The organism is Aliiroseovarius sp. (genome assembly GCF_030148435.1).
In the GTDB taxonomy this organism is placed as follows: Bacteria; Pseudomonadota; Alphaproteobacteria; order Rhodobacterales; family Rhodobacteraceae; genus JASBTN01.
In genome coordinates this window covers 1-19,571 of the sequence record NZ_JASBTN010000001.1, presented here as the reverse complement: position 1 = coordinate 19,571, position 19,571 = coordinate 1, and the positions used below count along the sequence as shown (strand labels likewise).

19 protein-coding genes are annotated in these 19,571 nt (G+C 65.2%); 8 read left to right on the top strand and 11 right to left on the bottom strand.

Annotation, left to right across the window (positions count from 1 at the left end):
• Position 1: 1 nt before the first annotated feature.
• Both Q1V43_RS00095 and Q1V43_RS00090 read right to left on the bottom strand, forming a co-directional pair.
• Positions 2–1,153 carry an FAD-binding protein gene (locus tag Q1V43_RS00095; RefSeq protein ID WP_300512643.1) on the bottom strand — a complete coding sequence of 384 codons (1,152 nt, stop codon included), beginning with the start codon at positions 1,151–1,153 and terminating at the stop codon, positions 2–4.
• Complete coding sequence (locus Q1V43_RS00090) at positions 1,150–2,580, bottom strand: FAD-linked oxidase C-terminal domain-containing protein (protein WP_300512640.1); 1,431 nt, start codon at positions 2,578–2,580, stop codon at positions 1,150–1,152. The genes Q1V43_RS00095 and Q1V43_RS00090 overlap by 4 nt, the downstream gene beginning before the upstream one ends.
• Before the next feature lie 84 nt (positions 2,581–2,664).
• Here Q1V43_RS00090 and Q1V43_RS00085 point away from each other — a divergent pair, with 84 nt between their 5' ends.
• Both Q1V43_RS00085 and Q1V43_RS00080 read left to right on the top strand, forming a co-directional pair.
• Positions 2,665–3,363: a DUF599 domain-containing protein gene (locus Q1V43_RS00085; RefSeq protein ID WP_300512637.1), complete on the top strand. Its 699-nt coding sequence runs from the start codon at positions 2,665–2,667 to the stop codon at positions 3,361–3,363.
• An 80-nt stretch (positions 3,364–3,443) separates the two neighbouring features.
• Positions 3,444–3,701 (top strand): hypothetical protein, encoded by a 258-nt coding sequence (locus tag Q1V43_RS00080; RefSeq protein ID WP_300512943.1) that lies wholly within the window; start codon positions 3,444–3,446, stop codon positions 3,699–3,701.
• Between the two features lie 111 nt (positions 3,702–3,812).
• Here Q1V43_RS00080 and Q1V43_RS00075 read toward each other — a convergent pair whose 3' ends face one another.
• The 4 genes from Q1V43_RS00075 to Q1V43_RS00060 are packed head-to-tail and all read right to left on the bottom strand — an operon-like array spanning position 3,813 to position 10,499.
• On the bottom strand, positions 3,813–5,885 hold the full coding sequence (locus Q1V43_RS00075) for a hypothetical protein (RefSeq protein WP_300512635.1): 2,073 nt from the start codon (positions 5,883–5,885) through the stop codon (positions 3,813–3,815).
• Entirely contained in the window at positions 5,882–8,635 is a 2,754-nt protein-coding gene (locus tag Q1V43_RS00070) for a DUF4159 domain-containing protein (RefSeq protein WP_300512632.1), read from the bottom strand. The genes Q1V43_RS00075 and Q1V43_RS00070 overlap by 4 nt, the downstream gene beginning before the upstream one ends.
• Positions 8,635–9,501, bottom strand: coding sequence for a DUF58 domain-containing protein (locus tag Q1V43_RS00065; protein ID WP_300512629.1), 867 nt, complete (start codon positions 9,499–9,501; stop codon positions 8,635–8,637). The genes Q1V43_RS00070 and Q1V43_RS00065 overlap by 1 nt, the downstream gene beginning before the upstream one ends.
• Positions 9,498–10,499, bottom strand: coding sequence for a MoxR family ATPase (locus Q1V43_RS00060; protein ID WP_300512626.1), 1,002 nt, complete (start codon positions 10,497–10,499; stop codon positions 9,498–9,500). Before Q1V43_RS00060 ends, Q1V43_RS00065 begins: the two co-directional genes overlap by 4 nt.
• A 61-nt stretch (positions 10,500–10,560) precedes the next feature.
• On the opposite strand from Q1V43_RS00060, the gene Q1V43_RS00055 reads away from it, so the two are divergent.
• The 5 genes from Q1V43_RS00055 (at position 10,561) to Q1V43_RS00035 (ending at position 13,469) form a co-directional block, all read left to right on the top strand.
• Entirely contained in the window at positions 10,561–11,130 is a 570-nt protein-coding gene (locus tag Q1V43_RS00055) for a DUF1285 domain-containing protein (protein ID WP_300512623.1), read from the top strand.
• 138 nt (positions 11,131–11,268) lie between these two features.
• The gene (locus Q1V43_RS00050) at positions 11,269–12,030 is read left to right on the top strand and encodes a TIM barrel protein (RefSeq protein WP_300512621.1); all 762 of its coding nucleotides are present in this window, start codon (positions 11,269–11,271) and stop codon (positions 12,028–12,030) included.
• 114 nt (positions 12,031–12,144) lie between these two features.
• Positions 12,145–12,528, top strand: coding sequence for a VOC family protein (locus Q1V43_RS00045; RefSeq protein WP_300512619.1), 384 nt, complete (start codon positions 12,145–12,147; stop codon positions 12,526–12,528).
• Positions 12,528–13,217, top strand: coding sequence for a YafY family protein (locus Q1V43_RS00040; RefSeq protein WP_300512618.1), 690 nt, complete (start codon positions 12,528–12,530; stop codon positions 13,215–13,217). The genes Q1V43_RS00045 and Q1V43_RS00040 overlap by 1 nt, the downstream gene beginning before the upstream one ends.
• Before the next feature lie 114 nt (positions 13,218–13,331).
• Positions 13,332–13,469: a hypothetical protein gene (locus Q1V43_RS00035; RefSeq protein ID WP_300512617.1), complete on the top strand. Its 138-nt coding sequence runs from the start codon at positions 13,332–13,334 to the stop codon at positions 13,467–13,469.
• Here Q1V43_RS00035 and Q1V43_RS00030 read toward each other — a convergent pair.
• From Q1V43_RS00030 to Q1V43_RS00010, 5 genes are all read right to left on the bottom strand, one after another.
• Positions 13,466–14,116 carry an SGNH/GDSL hydrolase family protein gene (locus Q1V43_RS00030; protein ID WP_300512615.1) on the bottom strand — a complete coding sequence of 217 codons (651 nt, stop codon included), beginning with the start codon at positions 14,114–14,116 and terminating at the stop codon, positions 13,466–13,468. The two genes, Q1V43_RS00035 and Q1V43_RS00030, sit on opposite strands and share 4 nt — an antisense overlap.
• A 20-nt stretch (positions 14,117–14,136) precedes the next feature.
• Entirely contained in the window at positions 14,137–16,923 is a 2,787-nt protein-coding gene (gene polA / locus Q1V43_RS00025; protein WP_300512612.1) for a DNA polymerase I, read from the bottom strand.
• 44 nt (positions 16,924–16,967) lie between these two features.
• Complete coding sequence (locus Q1V43_RS00020) at positions 16,968–17,162, bottom strand: zinc-finger domain-containing protein (RefSeq protein WP_300512610.1); 195 nt, start codon at positions 17,160–17,162, stop codon at positions 16,968–16,970.
• Positions 17,163–17,307: 145 nt separating this feature from the next.
• Complete coding sequence (locus Q1V43_RS00015; RefSeq protein ID WP_300512607.1) at positions 17,308–17,691, bottom strand: HIT domain-containing protein; 384 nt, start codon at positions 17,689–17,691, stop codon at positions 17,308–17,310.
• An 8-nt stretch (positions 17,692–17,699) separates the two neighbouring features.
• Positions 17,700–19,277: a DUF5928 domain-containing protein gene (locus tag Q1V43_RS00010; protein ID WP_300512605.1), complete on the bottom strand. Its 1,578-nt coding sequence runs from the start codon at positions 19,275–19,277 to the stop codon at positions 17,700–17,702.
• A gap of 151 nt (positions 19,278–19,428) precedes the next feature.
• Here Q1V43_RS00010 and Q1V43_RS00005 point away from each other — a divergent pair.
• The coding region (locus Q1V43_RS00005) for a sulfotransferase family 2 domain-containing protein (RefSeq protein ID WP_300512941.1) at positions 19,429–19,571 on the top strand (143 nt) is incomplete at its 3' end.

Sequence of the window (19,571 nt, the reverse complement as noted above, 5' to 3'; positions counted from 1 at the left end):
CTCACAGTCCCATCCGCTGGTGGTTCAAAATCCGCCTTGGATCGAATTTTTGAAATAAACCTTCTGTAATTCGTGCTTCGATACGGGCCAAAGGTTCGAAAATGGAAAGCTCTGCGCGGCTTTTTTCATCCGCCCGCACCAGGGTCGCGTGGCCGGAGATGTGGTTTTCGCCCAGTACAAGGGCGTTCGGACGCAGCTCTGCGCCCGCCTCGACCAATGCCCAGACCAGCCCGCCGCCCCAATCCAGGACGAACTCTGCCCCGGGCCGTTCCCGGGCGATCCAGCCGGTCAGCGCCGGCGCGTCCGAGGGTTTGACCGAATAGCGCCAGACATGGCCGGGCTTGTTGTGGAACGGGGTTACGTCGCGCAGTTCCTGCCACAGGGCGGCGCTCATTGCGCCTTCGACCAGCTCCCAACCCGCACAGATCCCTTCCCGCAACCGCTCAATGCGATAGGCAACCGAGCCCGCCAGACCTTCGATACGAATGCGTGTTTCGCTCTCGCCTCCCGATGCGGCCCCATCCAGATGCCCCGCGCCGGAGATGTCGAAGGGCGAACCAAGCGCGGCCGACAATGCCGCGACGGCCTGTGACACATCCAGCCCGTGCGCGATGAGGGTTGCCTCGGTCTCCGGGATCGCACCAACCTTCAGCGACACTTCGGACATGACGCCCAATGTGCCCCAGCTTCCCGCCATCAGCTTGACCAGGTCGTAGCCGGTCACGTTCTTCATCACCCGCCCGCCGTTTTTCAGCACGGCGCCGGTGCCATCAACAAAGCGCACACCCAGGGTAAAGTCGCGCGCGGCGCCCACCTGAATGCGGCGGGGGCCGGAGACATTGGCCGCCACCACCCCGCCGATGGTAGGCGTGCCCGAGGTGCCCAGAAGGCCCCGATGATCCATCGGTTCGAACGGCAGGCGCTGGCCTTCGCGGGCCAGGAGCGCTTCGATTTCTGCAAGCGCCGTGCCCGCCTTTGCCACCAGGGTCAGTGCGCCGGGTTCGTACAGGGTTACACCTGCAAGCCCGGCAGTGCTGAGCACCTCGCCGGTGATCGACTGGCCGATATCGCGCGTGCCACCGCCCTGGATGCGCAGATTGCCCGAGGCGGCACGGATCGCCTCGGCCAGATCCTCTTCGGTTTCGGGGATCATGTGCGGCGTCCTTCGGTCACATCCAGGGGGAAAACCTTGGCGGGGTTGAGCAGCCACTGCGGATCGAACACATCCTTCACCGCCAGCTGGATTTCCAGGTCGTCCGGGCTGTACTGCGCGCCCATCAGGTCGCGTTTCTCGACCCCGACGCCATGTTCACCGGTCAGACATCCCCCGACATCCACGCAGAGCCGCAGGATATCCGCGCCCAGCGCCTCGCATTTTTCCAGATCGCCCGGCTTGTTGGCGTCGAACAGGATCAGCGGGTGCATGTTGCCATCTCCCGCGTGAAAGACGTTGCCAACGTCCAGGCCATAGTCCGCCGACAGCTCTTCGATCCGGGTCAGCACACGCGGCAGTTCACTGACCGGGATGGTGCCGTCCAGGCACATGTAATCGTTGATCCGCCCCATTGCGCCGAAGGCCGATTTGCGCCCCAGCCAGATCGCGGTGCTTTCCTCTTCCGAGGTGCTCTCGCGCAGCTCCACCGGGTCATGGCGGCGGGCGATCTCGATGATGCGCGACAGCTGGTCCCGGATCTCCGCCTCGGACCCTTCGACTTCGATGATCAACAGCGCCTCGCAATCCGGATACCCTGCCCCCACGAAAGCCTCGGTCGCGCGGATCACCGGGCGGTCCATGAACTCGATCGCCACGGGCAATATGCCCGACTTGATGATGTCCGAGACACAGCGCCCGGCGACATCGTTGCTGTCATAACCAATCAGCACAGGCCGCGCCCCTTCGGGCTTGGCCAGGATACGCAAGGTGGCCTCGGTCACGACGCCCAGCTGCCCTTCGGAACCGCAAATGAGCCCCAGCAGATCGAGCCCGCCCGCATCCAGATAGGGCCCTCCGATTTCGACCACCTCGCCGTCAGCCATGACCATGGTCACACCCATCAGGTTGTTCGTGGTGACACCGTATTTCAGGCAATGCGCCCCACCCGAATTCATCGCGATATTGCCGGCGATGGCACAGGCCAGCTGGCTCGACGGATCGGGGGCGTAGAAGAACCCGTCTTCCTCGACCGCACCCGTCACCGACAGATTGGTACGCCCCGCCTGGACCCGTATGAAGCGGTTTTCATAGTCGGTTTCCAGCACACCATTCAGCCGCGCGGTGCCCAGCACGACCGCATCCGCCGTGGGCAGCGAGCCCCCGGCCAGCGAGGTGCCGGCACCGCGGGGCACGACCGGGATACGTTCCGCGTGACACAGCCGCATGACGGCAGCGACCTGTTGGGTGTTTTCCGGCAGCACAACACAGAGCGGCGGGCAGCGATAGGCGGTCAGCGCGTCGCATTCATAGGCTTTCGTCTCGCGCTCTTCATGGATCACGGCTCCATCCGGCAACAACGCCTTCAGGTGATCGACAATCTGCGGCTTTCTGGAAATGATCCGCGCATTCGGGGTCGGCATTTGCATGGCGCGCCTCCTCTTGATTGGTAAGAAAATATAACCAACCAATTGACGCTGGCAAGCGCCTTCCCATCCGGCTAGGGTTTTTCCATGCAAATTCTTGACCAATTGGCCCCTTTCTCTCTGCTTGATGCCCTGGCTGTCTGCGCGCTTCTGGCAGGTTGGATCGGCATCGGCTGGCGGATCGAACACCCGGCGGACAGGCGGGTCTCGACCTCGAAGCTGGTGGCACGTTACCGGCGCGAATGGATGGTTCAGATGGTCACGCGCCAGCCCCGTATCTTTGACGGGTCGATCCTGTCGACCCTGCGCCAGGGGGCCAGTTTCTTTGCCTCCGCGACGATGATCGGCATCGGCGGCGGGCTGGCATTGCTGGGAAACACGGACCGGCTGTCCGGCGTTGCCGCAGACCTGGCCCAGGCCGAGGCGCCCGCTCTGGTCTGGGAAGTGCGCATCCTGCTGGTGATCGGCCTGTTGGCCCATGCCTTCCTGAGCTTTGTCTGGTCGCATCGCCTGTTCGGGTATTGCGCCGTGGTCATGGCGTCGGTCCCCAACGATCCGGAGGATCCGCGCGCCTTTCCCCGCGCCGCCCAGGCCGCCGAGGTCAACATCACCGCCGCCCGCAGTTTCAACCGGGGGCTCAGGTCGGTTTATTTCGCGATGGCCGCGCTGGCCTGGTTCGCGGGTCCAATGGGGCTCATCGCGGCCACGTTGATCACGCTGTTCGTCCTGTGGCGACGCGAGTTCGCGTCCAGGTCACGCGCGGTCCTGTTGGAGGACAAGGTGTGAAATCGCTGTTTTTCATTGCACCGAGCGTGATTGCCGCCCTGCCAGCGCTGGCCGATTTCCCAGCGATCGAGGCAGCCGAGATGCGCGGCAGCACTGTGCATGTGACCCTGTCTCATCCCGATACGGGTTGGAATCACTATGCCGATGGCTGGGAGGTTCGCGCACAGGACGGGCAGGCGTTGGGGCTGCGCGTTCTGGCCCATCCGCATGTGGACGAGCAGCCCTTCACGCGCTCCTTGCTGCTGGATGTGCCCGATGGTGTCGAGGCGCTGCTTATCCGCGCCCGCTGTGGGCGGGATGGTTGGGGGGATCAGGTGTTTGTCTTGCCGTTGGAGTAGGACCAGCGGAATGCCAAACGCCAGAAATCCAGAAAATCAGCGCCACGCAAAATCATTCAATATCAACCGCCTGCGCACTTTCGGTCACTAAGATTCCATCACTGCCAAGGGCTAACCTTGACCCGAGCCGCGCTCCCGCCCCTCCCAGAGCCAGGCCCCGATCGCCAGCCCGGCCAGAACCAGCAGGATCAGCCAGGCAGGCGCCAGGGGCACGACAGTCAGCGCCGTGGTCACATAGGCCTCGCGCGGGGTGAAGCCGATCCAGCCCGGCCCCGCCGCAGGACGTCCCGGGCGCACCGAACGCAAGGCTGGCACCCCGTCTTCCAACCGTTTTGTCTCGCCGCCCGATGCCTTCAGCGCCGGGGCCAGAAGAGCATCCGTTGCCACGGTCTGCTCGAACTCGCGGGGTGCGGCCGGGCCCAGGGCGGCGACTGCGTTCAGGTCGCCTTCTTCCAGAAGATACAGCCCCATTTCCGGCGCCAGGTAGGTGCCGCGATAGAGCCCGGGCTCTTCTTCGGTCAAGGTCAGGGTTTCTTCCACACCGTCCGGCCGGGTGACACGCACCTCGCGCCCGCCTTCCCCCAGGGTCCGGCGTGTCACCACCAGGCGCAGCCCCTCTGCCCGGGCGCCAAGCGCCTCCTCCTCCAGCTCCGGCTCCTTCATCATCCAATGGGCCAGGCGGCGCAGCAGTTCCAGCTGAGGCCCGCCCCCCTCGTAGCCCCGGCTCCACAACCAGGCATGGTCCGAGGCCAGCAGCGCCACGCGCCCCTCGCCCACCCGGTCGAGGCTCAGAAGCGGCCGGTCCAGCCCCGCCATGACCACCTGGCCGCTTCCCCCCGCCTCCAGTTCAACCAGCCGCAGCCAACGGCCCCAGCCATCGGGCGGAGCGAACTGCTCCAAGCCGCGCGTCACCGGGTGGCGGGCGCCAAGATCGGTCACTTCCGGCACGAAATCGCGTTCGATCACCCGGGAACTGGGTGTGGCGGGCAGAATCTCGCCCAGAGGCGAGCGCGCAAGGCTCTGCGCGGTGGCAAAATCCGGCCCGGCGGCCACCAGCACCGCGCCGCCATCCCGCACATAATCGCGTACCGAGCCAAGATACTGCCCCGGCAGGATACCGCGCAGCATGTAGCGGTCGAAGATGATCAGGTCGAATTCAGAGACCTTCTCCAGGAACAATTCCTGCGTCGGGAAGGCGATCAGGCTCAGCTCGCTCACCGGCACGCCATCCTGCTTGTTCGGTGGACGCAGGATGGTGAAATGCACAAGATCGACCGAGGCGTCGGATTTCAACAGGTTGCGCCAGGTGCGCGTGCCCGGATGCGGCTGGCCCGAGACAAGCAGCACCCGCAGCCGGTCGCGCACGCCGCTGATCTGCACCACGGCCGCATTGTTGCGCGCGGTCAGCTCGCCATCCTCTTCGGCAACCGAAAAGCGGATCACGTTCTGCCCGCCATGTGTCAGCACGACGGGCAGGCGCAGGCTTTCACCGACCGGCACGTCATGCTGGATCGGCTCGCCGCCATCGATCGAGATTTCCAGCATGGTGCGCCCATTGCCCGCGGGTGCCGCACCCTGATCCTCGATGCGCAGCCGGATTTCCTGCTCTTCACCCAGGATGGCGAAGGCAGGGGCGTTTTCCACCACCAGGCGGCGGTCCCAATCGGTGTCACGCCCGGTCAGCAGCAGATGGGCGGGCGCCGGGCTGTCGGGCATCAGCTCCACGTCATGCACCCGCCCGTCCGAGATCATCACGACACCTGCCAACCGGTCGCGGGGCAATTCCGCCAGGGCCTGCGAAAGGGTCGAGGCCAGACGGGTCCCCAGATCCCCTTCGCCGTCACCCACCCGAGCCAGGGACATTTCCAACCCTTCGGTGGCCGCCACCCGCGCTTCGATCGAGGCAAAAGCGGCAGCGCTCTGCGCGGCCCGATCGGAAAGGCCCTGCGAGGCGCTTTCATCCAGCAAGACCAGGAGTATATCGGAGAGCGGATCCCGCTCTTCCTGATGCAGGGACGGCCCGGACAGGACGAACAGGATCCCCGTCAGAGCCAGCGCACGCAGGCCCCAACCCGCCAACCCGCGCCATGCCCCCAGTGCCACCAGCAGCACCGCCAGCGCCGCCAGCCCGGCCAGGACGGGCCAGGGCAAGGCAGGGTCGAAGATCACGCTGGTCGCATTCATTGGCCCAGCCTTTCCAGCAGCGCCGGCACATGGACCTGGTCACTTTTGTAATTCCCCGTCAGCACATGCATGACCAGATTCACCCCGAAGCGATAGGCCATTTCGCGCTGACGCTCGCCCGCGCCGCCACGCCCGACCGGCAGCAGGGGCCGACCACCCGCGTCCAGCGCCCAGGCCCCGGCCCAGTCATTGCCACCGATGATCACCGGTGTGACCCCGTCATTGAGGTTGCGGAACGGCATGCCCTCGGCCTGTTCGGCATCCGGCGGCGCGGCTTCGGCCCAGACCGGTTGGCCTGCATAACGGCCCGGGAAATCCCCCAGAAGGTAGAAGGTTCGGGTCAGCACGTGATCCAGCGGAATGGGTTCCAAGGGAGGCACATCCAGCGGGGCCGCCAGCGCGCGCAGGCGCTGCCCGGCGGGGGTCGAGCCTCCGGTGCCGCTCAGGTTCCCGTCCCGCGTATCGAACAGGATCAACCCGCCCCCGGCAAGATAGCGGTTCAGCCGCCCATAGGCCGCAGGCGACGGCAGCGGCTGCGTCGCGCTGATCGGCCAGTAAAGCAGCGGGAAGAGCGACAGGTCGTCCGCCTCCACATTCACGCTGATCGTCGGGGCCGGTTCGACAGAGCTGCGGCGGGTGAGCTCGGCGGCAAGCCCGTCCAGCCCGGCGCGGGCCAGCGCATCCAGGTCTGCGTCGCCGGTGAGGATATGGGCCAGGGTCACTTCGGCCGCCGCGGCCAGCTGGGCGGGATCAACGGCTTCACCCTCCTGGGCGCGTGCCTCGGACAGGGGTATCAACCCGATCAGAGCCAGCGCGGCCACCGCCCCGCCCAGGCGGCCGCTCAGCCGCAGGGCGGCAAGAATATCCACAAGCAGAAGAAGCAGCGCGGCCAGCAGGAACAAATGCCCCAGCGGTTGCGCCGCGCGCGCCACGTCCCAGACCGGCACAACACCGGCGGGCCAGTTGGCGGGGGCCAGTTGCGCCCCTGCCCCCAGCGCATTGACCGCAATGCGCCGGTCGGCCTCGGCGTAAAGCCCCGGCGGTAGGTCCGGCCCGGCCAGCCCGGCCAGGCGTTCGCCCTCCACTCCGGCCATCGCCTCGGCCTTCACCAGCATGCCGAACCCGTCCAGCAGCTGCTCCGCCTGCCAGGTCGTGCCTGCCAGCGTCTCGGCCTCGGGCCGCGTGGGCCGGGTCGAAACGGCGAGCCGCTCCAGCATCTGCACGAAAAGGCCCGAGAGCGGCAGGGTAGACCATTCCGCGTTGGCCGAGACGTGCACCAGCACCACCGCGCCTTCCCCCAGCGCCTTGCGGGTGACAAGCGGCGTGCCATCCGCCAGAGCCGCGATCGTCCGCTCGCCCAGATCGGGGCCGGGTTCCGCCAGCACCTGGGCCGAGACCAGAACGTCGTCGGGCACCGCAAGCCCATGGAAGGGCGATTGATCGCTGAACGGGGCCAGCGCGCGCGGGCTGCCCCAGCTCATCGCACCGCCCACATTGCGTCCGCCCGCGCGCAGGCGCACAGGCAGCAGGATATCCTCGATCCCGCGCCCTACGTCGCTCGCGGCAAGCCGTGGCCCGGCAAAGCGCAGCAGCAGCCCCCCTTGGGCCACCCATTCCGCCAGGGCACGCTGGTCGGGTTCTGCAAGGGTCGCCACATCGGCCAGGATCACCACGTCCGGGCTGGCCTGGATCAAATCGTTCAGCGCGCCTTCGATCAGTTCGGCGGTCGGCTCCAGCGCCTGGCGCAGGTAGTGCAGCGGCGACAGCAGTTCCAACCCCTCGCGATCAGCCCCGCCGACCAGGGCCACCCGGCGGCGGCGGAGGCTGTCATCGGCCAGGGCAACGCTGCCCGCGCTGCGCATGCCTTCCACCTCGAAACGGGTCAGGCGGTTGCGCAGTTCGGGCGGCAGGGTCAGGGCAGTCTCGGCGCGCAACGCGCCAGGGGCAAGGGTCAGCTCGGCCCGGGCCAGGGTCCGTTCAATGCCGTTGGGGTCCGGGCCGATGGCGGCAACCTGCACGGTGCGTTCCCCGCCCTCGGCGCTGCGCAGAAGTTCCAGCTTTACCGCGCCATCCTCGAACCGCGGGGGCAACAGCCCCAGACGCGGGGCGGGCGGTTCGGCCACCGTCACGTCGCCCGCCCGTTGGTACATGGCCAGTAGGGTCGCGCGCCCCTCGTGGTCCAAACCATCCGAGAGCCACAGCACCTCCGTGCCGGGCAGGTCCGGCGCCCAGGCCATCGCAGCGCCATAGCCCGGCGCCCAGGCCACGGGTTCCAGCCCGGCCAAACGGGCACGCCATTCCCCGGCCGGTCGCAGCGGCAGCCCCTCGCCCGGCACGTCCGAGGCCAGCACCACCGCCACCGGACGCCCATCCTGGGCAGCCTCGGCCAGGGCGGCATCCACGGCCTCGATTCGGGCGGCCCAATCCGGCGCGGCGGCCCAGCCATTGTCGATGAACACCAGCAGCGGGCCCGAACGCGGCAGGCCGGCGCGGTCCGGGTTCAGCACAGGCCCGGCCAGACCGATGATCAGCCCCGCCACCGCCAGCATGCGCAGCAGCAGCAACCACCAGGGCGTACGGTCGGATTGCTGATTGCGATCCTCCAGCCCCAAAAGCAGCACGACACCGGGGAAGCGCCTGCGGATCGGCGCGGGCGGCACCGCGCGCAGGAGCCACCACAGCACCGGCAGCCCGGCCAATGCCAGCAGCAGCCACGGCGTGGCAAAGCCTATCGGCCCCAGCGCCCACATCAGCGCTGCCGTTCCAACGCGTGATAAAGCCACAACAGCGCCGCCGCCGGGGTGTCACCGGTGTGATGGGTGTGACAGCGCCAGCCATGGCTTGCGGCCAGGGCCGACAGCGCCGCCTTTCGCTCCGCCAACCGCGCCTGATAGGCATCCCGCAGGTCCGCCGCCTCGCGGGTCTCGTGGCGCAACCCGCCGGACATGGAGTGAAACAGCGTGCGTCCCGCAAAGGGAAATGCCTCCTCCACCGGGTCCAGCACCTGCAAAAGAACCCCTGACAGGCCGCGGCCCGTGGCACGGGCCAAGGCCGCCTCCACCGCCTCGATCGGACCAAGGAAATCCGACAGGAACACGGCGCGGCCATGTGCGGGCAGCTGGGTCAGACGAGGTTCTCCGTACTCGACATCCTCTTCGGCCATCAGGAGCCGCGCCATCCGTTCCACCTGCAGATCACCGCTCATCGGCGGGCTGGGCATGTCCGACAGGCCGACCCGTTCGCCACCGCGCACCAGCAGCGAGGCAAGCGCCAGCCCCAGGACCGCCGCACGGTCCGCCTTGGTCACGCGTTCGGCGGCGGAAAACTGCATCGCGGCAGACCGGTCCACCCAAAGCACCACGCTCTGTGCCGCCTGCCATTCCTTTTCCTGCACGAAATGCTGATCCGACCGGGCCGAGCGGCGCCAGTCGATCGCGCGCGCCGGATCCCCCTGCATCGCAGGGCGATATTGCCAGAACGCGTCCCCCATACCCGGCCGGCGCCGCCCGTGTTCGCCCAGCTGGATCGAGGCCGCGAGCTGCCGCGCCTCCGCCAGCAGGGGCGGTAGGGGTTGGGCCAGCGCCTCGGCCCGCGCGCGCAGGACGGCGGGGCTCAAGCGGCGGCCTTCCCGGCCCGCTCCGCCACCACTGAATCAATCAGACCCGCAAGGCTCTCGCCACGGGCCCGTGCGCCATAACTCAATGCCATGCGGTGGATCAGTACCGGACGCGCCAGCGCTTCGAGGTCCGCAAGCCCCGGCACCAGTCGTCCCTCCAGCAGGGCCCGCGCCCGCACCAGCAGCATCAAGGCCTGCGCGGCCCGCGGCCCCGGCCCCCAGCTGACCGCCTCGCGCACCGCCTCGGGTGCGCTGTCATCATCGGGCCGACAGGCACGCACGAGATCGAGGATCGCCTCGACCAGCGCCTCGCCCACAGGCATGCGGCGCAGCAGATGTTGCGCCGCCATCAGCTCCTCGGCGGTAAACACAGCTTCCGCCCGGGCGTCCTGCGTGCCGGTCGTCGCCAGCAGAATATCGCGCTCCGCATCGCGGGTCGGATAGTCCACGTCGATCTGCAACAGGAACCGGTCAAGCTGCGCCTCGGGCAGCGGATAGGTGCCTTCCTGCTCCAGCGGGTTCTGCGTGGCAAGCACATGGAAGGGCGCGGGCATCCGGTGCTCGTGCCCCGCAATCGTCACCACACGTTCCTGCATCGCCTGCAACAGCGCCGATTGCGTGCGCGGGCTGGCGCGGTTGATCTCGTCGGCCAGCAGCAGTTGACAGAAGATCGGCCCTTTCAGGAAACGAAAGGCCCGCGCGCCGCCCTGGCCTTCTTCCAGCACCTCCGACCCCAGGATGTCCGCCGGCATCAGATCCGGGGTGAACTGCACCCGCCCCGCGTCCAGCCCCATCACCGTCGACAGTGTCTCGACCAGCCGTGTCTTGCCCAGACCGGGCAGACCGATCAACAGCGCATGCCCCCCTGACAGCATCGCCGACAGGGTCAAGTCCACAACCTCTTCCTGACCGATGATCCGGCGCGCTATCGACGCCCTGGCCCGGGCCAGCTTCGCGCCCAACGCCTCGATCTCACCCACAAGCTCTTCGTTCGTCATGGAAATCCTCCGCCAGCCGGTCTATCCATCCATTAAAGGCGCAAACCGAGGGTGGGCACAAATGACAAAAGCGAAATCCGGTGAAAAAACGCCGAAACTCGAAGGTTTGGCGGGAGCCGCGAAAGACGCCGCGCCGAAGGGCCCGCCCCCCGTACATCTGTGGAACCCGCCCCAGTCGGGTGTCATGAACATGGTGATCACCCGCGACGGGCGCTGGATCCACGAGGGCGGCGAGATCCGCCGCGAGGGGCTGGTTCGGCTCTTCGCCTCGATCCTGAAACGCGAGGGAGAGGACTACTTCCTGGTGTCCCCGGTCGAGAAATGGCAGATCACGGTCGAGGATGCGCCATTCGTCGGCGTCGACGTGGATGTGACAGGCATGGGCCGCGCCCAGGAGGTGCATTTCACCACCAACCTCGGTGACACGGCGCGGATCGACGCCGAACACCCCCTGCGCCTGGACCAAGGCGAGGTGCCCTATGTCACCCTGCGGCACAATCTCGAGGCGCGGCTGGATCGCAAGAGCTATTATCGCCTCGTTGATCACGCGGTGGATTTCGACGGGCAGATCGGTCTCTGGTCGGGCGGGATTTTCTTTCCCCTTACCTCCTCCAACGCACGGGAGGGCTGATCCGGGGCAGAGAGAATTCGAACCTTTCTGGACCTTAGGCCACCAGAACACCCCGCGAAATTTCACTTTTTCACTATTCCCCCATCGTTGCGCCCTTCTGTTCCGCTGTCTGCCTTCCCACCCAACAAAGGAGAGATCATGCCCCGTTTCGCCGCCAATCTCAGCTTTCTCTTTCGCGAACTTCCCTTTCTGGACCGGTTCCAGGCGGCGGCCGACGCGGGGTTCACTGCGGTCGAGGTGCTGTTTCCCTATGATGACGCGGCCAGCGAGATCACCCGGCGGCTGACCGTGAACGGGTTGACCATGGTGTTGATCAACACGCCTCCTCCGAACTGGACCGGCGGCGACCGCGGCTTTGCCGCCCTGCCGGGCGGCACCGACCGGTTCCGCCACGACTTCAAGCGGGCACTGCGCTTCGCCAAGGCCCTGCGCGCCAATCATCTGCACATCATGGCCGGGAAGGCCAAGGGTCTGGTCGCGCAACAGACCTTTGTCGAGAATCTGAAATGGGCCTGTGAACAGGCGCCCGATCAGAGCCTGACCATCGAGCCGATCAACCACACGGACATGCCGGAATATTTCCTGCACCGATTCGACCAGGCCGCCGAGGTTCTGGCTGCGGTAAACGCCCCCAACCTCGGCCTGCAATTCGACGCCTATCACGCCCAGATGATCACCGGCGACATGTTGGCCCAGTGGGAGGCCTACAAGCACCTGGTGCGCCACATACAGATCGGCGGCTATCCGGGGCGCAATGAGCCTGCAAAGGGCGAAATCGACTATCCGGCCTGGTTCCGCCAGCTGGACGCCGAGGGCTACAAGGGGTTCGTGTCAGGGGAATATCACCCCGCCGCCCAGACAGAGGCCGGGCTGACCTGGCTGACGGACGGGTTGGATTGACCCGTGCCGCGCAGCTCTTTGCCGGATTTCCGATCTGCAAATACTGCTGACAGGTAGCTGTCAGCAGCCCTGTGCCATCCTTTCCTCATCAACATTGATGATGGAGACCTGTAAATGTCCGACCAAGCCCCCCAAACCGCTGTTTGCTGGAATGAAATTCCCGTTTCCGATATGAACAAGGCCGTGGAGTTCTACAACACCGTGTTCAAATGGACCCTGACAATCGACGACACCGGCCCGAACCCGATGGCCTGGCTGGGCGGTGACATGAACACCGCCGGTGGCCATCTCTATCCGGGCAAACCTGCCGCGGGCGGCAATGGGCCGACCGTGCATATCGTCGTGCCCGACAAGGTCGAGGAAGCCGCCGCGCGCTGCACCGCCGCGGGCGGCACGGTCCTGTCCGAAGCAATCGAAATCCCGCCGGGCCGCTTCATCTATGCGATCGACCCCGACGGCAATTCACTGGGCCTGTTCGAACCCGCACAGGCGACCTGATGCGCCGGGCCGACCGCCTCTTTCGCCTCGTGCAACTGCTCAGGGGCGGTCGGCTGACCACAGCGCAGGCGCTGGCCGAAAAGCTCGAGGTCAGCCCGCGCACGATCTATCGCGACGTGGCCGACCTGATCGGCTCCGGCGTGCCGATCGAGGGCGAGGCCGGCGTCGGCTACATCATGCGCGAAGGGTTCGACATGCCCCCGCTGATGTTCACCCGAGACGAGGTCATGGCCCTTGTCGCCGGCGCGCGCATGGTGCGCAGCTGGGGCGGCGCCTCGATGGCCCTGGCCGCCGAAGAGGCCCTGAGCAAGATCCAGGCGGTGCTGCCGCCGGGGCTTGCGCAAGGGGCCGAGCGGGTGGAGATCCACGCCCTGGGCAACTGGGCGCTGACCGACGAAGAGCGCGCGATGATCGACCGTCTGGAAGCCGCCACGGACACCCGGCTGACTGTCACGCTCAACTACGAGGACGCCGAGGGCGCCGTCAGCACCCGGGACGTGCGCCCCTTGGGGCTTCTCTTCTGGGGCAAGGTTTGGACACTCGCCGCCTGGTGTGAATTGCGCAATGATTTCCGTATGTTCCGCATCGACCGCATCCGCGAAATGGCGGAAGGCGCGGCGTTTCGGCCCGAAACGGACAAGTCCCTGGCCGCCTTCTATGCGGCCCACAAGGCACCTGACGGGCCATGACAGCCCCGGCCGGGTGGATCAGAACTGCACAGGAAACCCGCGATATGGCATAGCGACACTCCTCCTGCTGTCCTTGCGGTGCGGGCAGACCGCATCCGTGACGGGAGACTTCCAATGACCAATTTCAAAGCAATCCTTCTTGCCGCGTTGATCATTCTGGGCATTGCCATCGAGCGGGCCGGGGCCCAGCCCTGCCCCCCATCGACCTGCGCAGGTCTCTGTGACTTGCTGACCGGGAAAAGTCGCCGTTAGTCCTGCCCGATTACCTTTGCAATTCGGCGGGCAATGGCCAGGCTGGCCTTGCGAGAAGGGTGGATCATGTCGACCCCGTGATAGCTCCTGTCTCCTTCGGGGACCATGTCGGCGATGGACAGGAACACCATGCCCTCATCTCTCTCGGCCAGGTGTTCGATCCGCGCTTCAAGGATGTCACCTTCATCCCGGCAACTGTCGATCGGGCTGTCCACGCCTGGGCTGCGCAGATAGCCCAGCCAGAGCACCTTGGCCCCGTCCGCACGCATCCGTGCAACCAGTTTAGGAATTGCACCGCGCTGGCTGTCCTCCGAGATCAGTTTGCCCAGCTTGCGGTCGCACTTTTGGCATCCGCAGCCAAACAACAGGTCATTGCCACCACCGTTGACCACGATCCAATCCCAGCCGGCGTCTCGGTCAACCTTGCGATACTGTTTCGGGATCGAGAGCCCCATCGCACCGGTAATCGGCAGGTTGTAGATCAACCGTGCGCCGCCGACGGATCGGTCCCGCACCTCGCCGCTCAACAAACCCTCCAGCCGGTCGGCCACGGATTGCCCGCTAACGGAATTCCAAGAAAGCAGACTGTCGCCGATTACCAGGACCCGTGGTGCCTCGGCCAGGGCCGGGGTCGCCAGGGCAACCACCAGAGAAGCTGCGCGAAAGATCAATGTGCTTCGGCCCAGTTGTCCCCCTGACCCGCATCCACCACCAGCGGCAGGTCGAGCTTGACCACCGGTTCGGCCGCCCCTTCCATCACCGCGCGCACGATCCCGATCGTGTCGTCGATGGCGACCTCGTCAACTTCGAAGATCAATTCGTCATGCACCTGCAACAGCATCCTGGCGGGCAGGTCGCGGATCGCGTCCGGCATGCGGATCATCGCCCGACGGATTACGTCAGCCGCCGTGCCCTGGATCGGTGCGTTGATCGCCGCGCGTTTGGCGAAACCCGCCTGCGGACCCTTGGCACCGATCTCGGGTGTGTGAATCTTGCGCCCGAACAGGGTCTGCACGAACCCGTTGTCCTTGGCGAAGCCGACGGTCTCGTCCATGTAGCGGCGAATGCCCGGGAAGCGTTCAAAGTAACGGTCGATGAACCCCTGCGCCTCGGCACGTGGAATGCGCAGGTTGCGCGCAAGGCCAAAGCCCGAAATGCCGTAGATCACACCGAAGTTGATCGCCTTGGCCTGTCGGCGAATGTCCGGTGTCATCTCTTCCAGCGGCACATCGAACATCTCGGACGCGGTCATGGCGTGGATGTCGTGGCCTGCCCGGAATGCCTCCTTCAAGGCGTCGATCCCGGCCATCTGAGCGAGGATCCGCAGTTCGATCTGGCTGTAGTCGAGGCTGATCAGCCGCTTACCCTCCGGCGCCACGAAAGCCTCGCGGATGCGGCGGCCTTCTTCCGTACGCACCGGAATGTTCTGCAGGTTCGGATCGGTCGAGGCAAAACGCCCCGTGTTCGCCCCGGTCTGCAAATAGGACGTATGCACGCGCCCGGTTTCGGGATGGATATGGGTCTGCAACGCATCCGTGTAGGTCGATTTCAGCTTTTGCAGCTGGCGATAGTCCAGCACCCGCGCGGCAAAGGGATGTTCGGCGGCGAGGTCTTCCAGCACGTCCGCAGGCGTGGACCATTGACCGGTCTTGGTCTTCTTGCCGCCCTCCAACCCCATCTCGCCGAACAGGATTTCGCCCACCTGCGCCGGGCTTTGCACGTTGAACTCGCGGCCTGCAATCTGGTGCAGCTCGGCCTCGTAGCCCGCCATCTTCTGCGCGAAGGCGTTGGACATGCGCGAGAGCGTATCGCGGTCCACCTGGATGCCGTGCATCTCCATCTCGGCCAATACCGGGACCAGCGGGCGTTCCAGCGTCTCATAGACCCGCGTCACCTGGGCGGCATGCAGTTTCGGCTTGAACAGCTGCCACAGGCGCAGGGTAATATCGGCATCCTCGGCGGCGTATTTTACCGCCTCGGCAATCGGCACGCGGTCGAAGGTGATCGCGCTTTTGCCCGTGCCCAGCAGTGTCTTGATCGAGATCGGCTTGTGGTTCAGATAGCGTTCGCTGAGCGCATCCATCCCGTGATTGTGAAGCCCCGCGTTCATCGCATAGGACATGAGCATGGTGTCGTCGATCGGCGCCACGGCCACACCATAGCGCGCGAAAATCTTCGCGTCGTATTTCATGTTCTGGCCGATCTTGAGGATCGCCGCGTCCTCCAGAACCGGCCTCAGGATCGCCAGCGCCTCGTCCACGGGCATCTGCCCCTCGGCCAGGGCGTCGCCCCCGAACAGATCATCCGTTGCGCTTTCGCGGTGGATCAGAGGGATATAGCAGGCCTCGCCCGGGTCCACCGACAGCGAAATCCCCACCAGGTCCGCCTGCATCTCGTCAAGCCCGGTGGTCTCGGTATCGACAGCGACATAACCGCGTTCCCGGATGCGGGTGATCCAGCTCCGCAGCGCCCCGGCCTCCTTCACCCACTCGTATTTCTCCGGGTCGATGGGGGCCTGTTCGGGGGCGTCCGGCTCCGGCGTCACCTCGCGGATTTCGGGAGCTTCCAGGCCCAGTTTTCCAGCGACGCGGTTGGTGAGCGTGCGGAACTCCATATCCGCCAGAAAGGGCAGCAGCACCGAGGGTTCCGGGTCCTTCAGCTCCAGATCGTCCAGGCCGAAGTCCAGATCCATGTCATCGACCAGCTTGACCAGATCACGCGAAATGCGGATCTGATCCGCCTTCTCGATCAGGGTCTGGCGGCGCTTGGGCTGCTTGATTTCTTCGGCGCGGGCCAGCAGGGTCTCGAGGTCGCCGTATTCGTTGATCAGCAGGGCCGCGGTCTTGATGCCGATCCCCGGCGCGCCGGGCACGTTGTCCACACTGTCCCCCGCCAGCGCCTGCACATCGACCACCCGGTCGGGGCCGACGCCGAATTTCTCTTCCACGCCCTCGACGCCGATGCGCCTGTTCTTCATCGGGTCGACCATTTCGACCCCACCACCGACCAACTGCATCAGATCCTTGTCGGACGAGATGATCGACACCCGCCCCCCGGCCGCATCAGCCTGCCGGGCAAGGGTGGCAATGATGTCATCCGCCTCGAAGCCCTCGACCTCGACACAGGCAATATTGAAGGCGCGGGTGGCATCGCGGGTCAGCGGGAACTGCGGCACCAGATCCTCGGGCGCGGGCGGTCGGTTCGCCTTGTAGGCCGGGTACATCTCGTTGCGAAAGGTGTGGCCGGAGTAATCGAAGACCACCGCCACATGGGTCGGCGCATCATCGCCCTTCGCATCCTCGACGAATTTGAACAGCATGTTGCAGAACCCGGCCACGGCGCCGATCGGCAGCCCGTCCGATTTCCGCGTCAGCGGCGGCAATGCGTGATAGGCACGGAAGATGAAGGCCGAGCCGTCGACCAAGTGCAAATGACATCCCTTGCCGAAGCTCATGCCCCGCCCTCCCCTGTTCGCGTGTTGTTCGGGCGGAGACCGCCTCAGGCGGCCCCTGAGACCGTCGTGTCGGCCGCGTCCCTATGCACGTATTTGCAGTCGCAATAGGGGCATTCGACCCAGCCCTGCTCGGCCGGGATCTGCAGCCAGACGCGCGGATGGCCCAGCGCGCCTTCACCCCCGTCACAGGCTATCTTGTAGCTGTCCACAACCTTGGTTTCGGGCGCATCCTGGCTCATGTCATATCCTTGTGCAAATCGGTCGCGCCATGATACCAGCGCGTCCGATGCCCGCAAGCGATTCCGCCGTTCCCGGGGGCAATCCGAGCCGGACCACGCCCCGGCGGGACATCTGGAGTGTGTGCGTACGCGATCCGGCAGCGCCTCAGTCGAACCGCTTCAGCATCCGCCCCAGCACCCGGCCCGAGGCGATATGCACATGCAGATGCGGCACTTCCTGCACCCCCGCCTCGCCGGCATTGGAAATCATCCGGTAGCCCATGCCGCCCTCGCCCGGCTCCACGCCCATGGCCGCGCAGACCTTGCCGATGGCGCGGGTAAAGCCGACGATTTCGGCCTCCGGGGCCTCGGCGGCGAAATGGTCGTAGTTCACATAGGCCCCCTTGGGGATCACCAGCACGTGCTGCGGTGCCTGTGGCTGGATATCGCGAAAGGCCAGGGCAAATTCATCCTCGTAGACCGTGTCATTCGGGATCTCCCCCCGCAGGATCTTCGCAAAGATGTTCTGGTCGTCATATCGATAGGCCATGGGATCCCTCAATCAGCAAACAGGTGGTCGGTCGCAGCGATTTCACGCGCCCTTTCTTCGGGGATGGACAGGAATTTCGCAAGAGGGCGGGCGTTCTCGTCTGGCCCGTCGGCTTCGCGCACACGGTAGTGTTCCTCAAACCCCACATCGCGGATGCTGTCACTTTCGAACCGCACATCGCGCCGGATCGTGGGCAGCAGGCGGTCGATGGCATCCTGTGGCGTGCGCTCCCCCGCCAGCCCGATGCGTTTTGCGTGGCCCAGCAGATAATCGTCACTGAACTCGCTTTCGACCTCCAGCATGCGCGTCGTCGAGCGGTCGGAAAAGAAATCCTGCATCAGGTCCGTGTTGTTGGGATCCATGCAGATCAGCAGCCTGTCGGTCTCGTAATAGTCAAACAGCATGCGCACCAGGGCGCGGCGGTGGCGGGTGCGTTTTTCCAGGCTGCCCTGGATGCCACCGAGGTCCGGCAGCGGCGTGCCTTCTTCGTCAAACAGGTATTCGATCACGGGAAGGTTCATCACCTGCCTGACCCGATCCGCCAGCCGCTTGCCGACGTGCCATTTCTTGGCCACCACGATCAACAGCTCGCGTTCCCGGCCCAGGCTGCTTTCCACCTCCCAGAACCGGGGTGCAAAACGGCGGCCGATCCGGCCCCGGCCGGTCAGGAACTTGAACAGCGACCGGCCTTCGTTCGAAATCTGGAAATCCACTCCCTCGGCCGCATAAAGATCGCCCAGGCGCGCCTTCAGCTCTTCCGCCTCCGGGCTGATCTTGCGTGCGAACAGAAAGTCCTGGCTCAAAAGCAGGTCATAGTGATCGTTGTAGAATGTCACCGGCATGCCGTAGTCGGTAAACATCAGGAACGTGAGGGTGCGGGCGCGGATTTCCGCCTCCGGCACCAGATGGCGGACCAGGGTCTGAAAGAAGGTCTCGTCCGGGATCCACGTGGAGCGGAAAAAGCGCATCACGTCCTTGCGCTCCCGCGTCATTTTCAGAATCCATTCGATTGTGCGCCGCCGCAGGCACCACCACTGGCTGCCGATCATGACCTGCAGGTCGGCCGGGATCCTGCGCGTCAGACCGAGGCGTTTCTGCAGGTTGTAGCTGGCATAGAACCGCCGCTTCTGGGTGCGCTCGTTGAAGAAATGGCGGTAGATCAGCCGCTCTTCCTTCATCCCGGTCTTGATCCAGTCGCTTTCGAAAAAATCGAAGCTCTCGATATAGTCGACTTCTTCGGCGTCCAGGAAATCATGCGCGTATTCGGCCGATTTTATCGCCATGCAATCACCCGAGACCATGTAGAAATGAGTGGCGCGCGGGAAGGCGTCGAGCGCCGCTTCGACCGCATGCAGGGTCGCCTGCACCAGCGACCAGCCGCCCCATCCGCACTTGATGCGCTTCCGGGCAAAGGTCACGTTCGGATTGTCCTTCAGTGCCGCCTGAATCTTCTCGAAATGCTCGGGCCTGGCACGCGCATCGAAGTGAATCGAGATGTAATCGCCCACCGCCGTCAGACGCGTGGCCTGATTGATGATTCCGTCCGGGTCCCTGTGACACAGCAGAATGAAGGCGATTTTTGCCATTTGGGGAACCAAAACCTCAGTTACACGGCATTGTTGCCATAGATAGCGTGAAGAACCATTGAATAGACACTGTTTTTTTGGTTTTTTCGACCCAATCATCCCAAAGGCGCAGGATCAGGCCTATAAAGGGTAAAAGAGGAGGCAGTCGAGCATGGGGTTTCCCGGAACCTGGATGACGGAAAGCGAAAGCATGGTCTATCGCGTGGTGCCGAAATGCGCCTGCTCGACCATTGGCCAGATCATGTTCTATTCCGATCATGGCGAGTTTTTCGACGGCGACATTCACGACTCGAC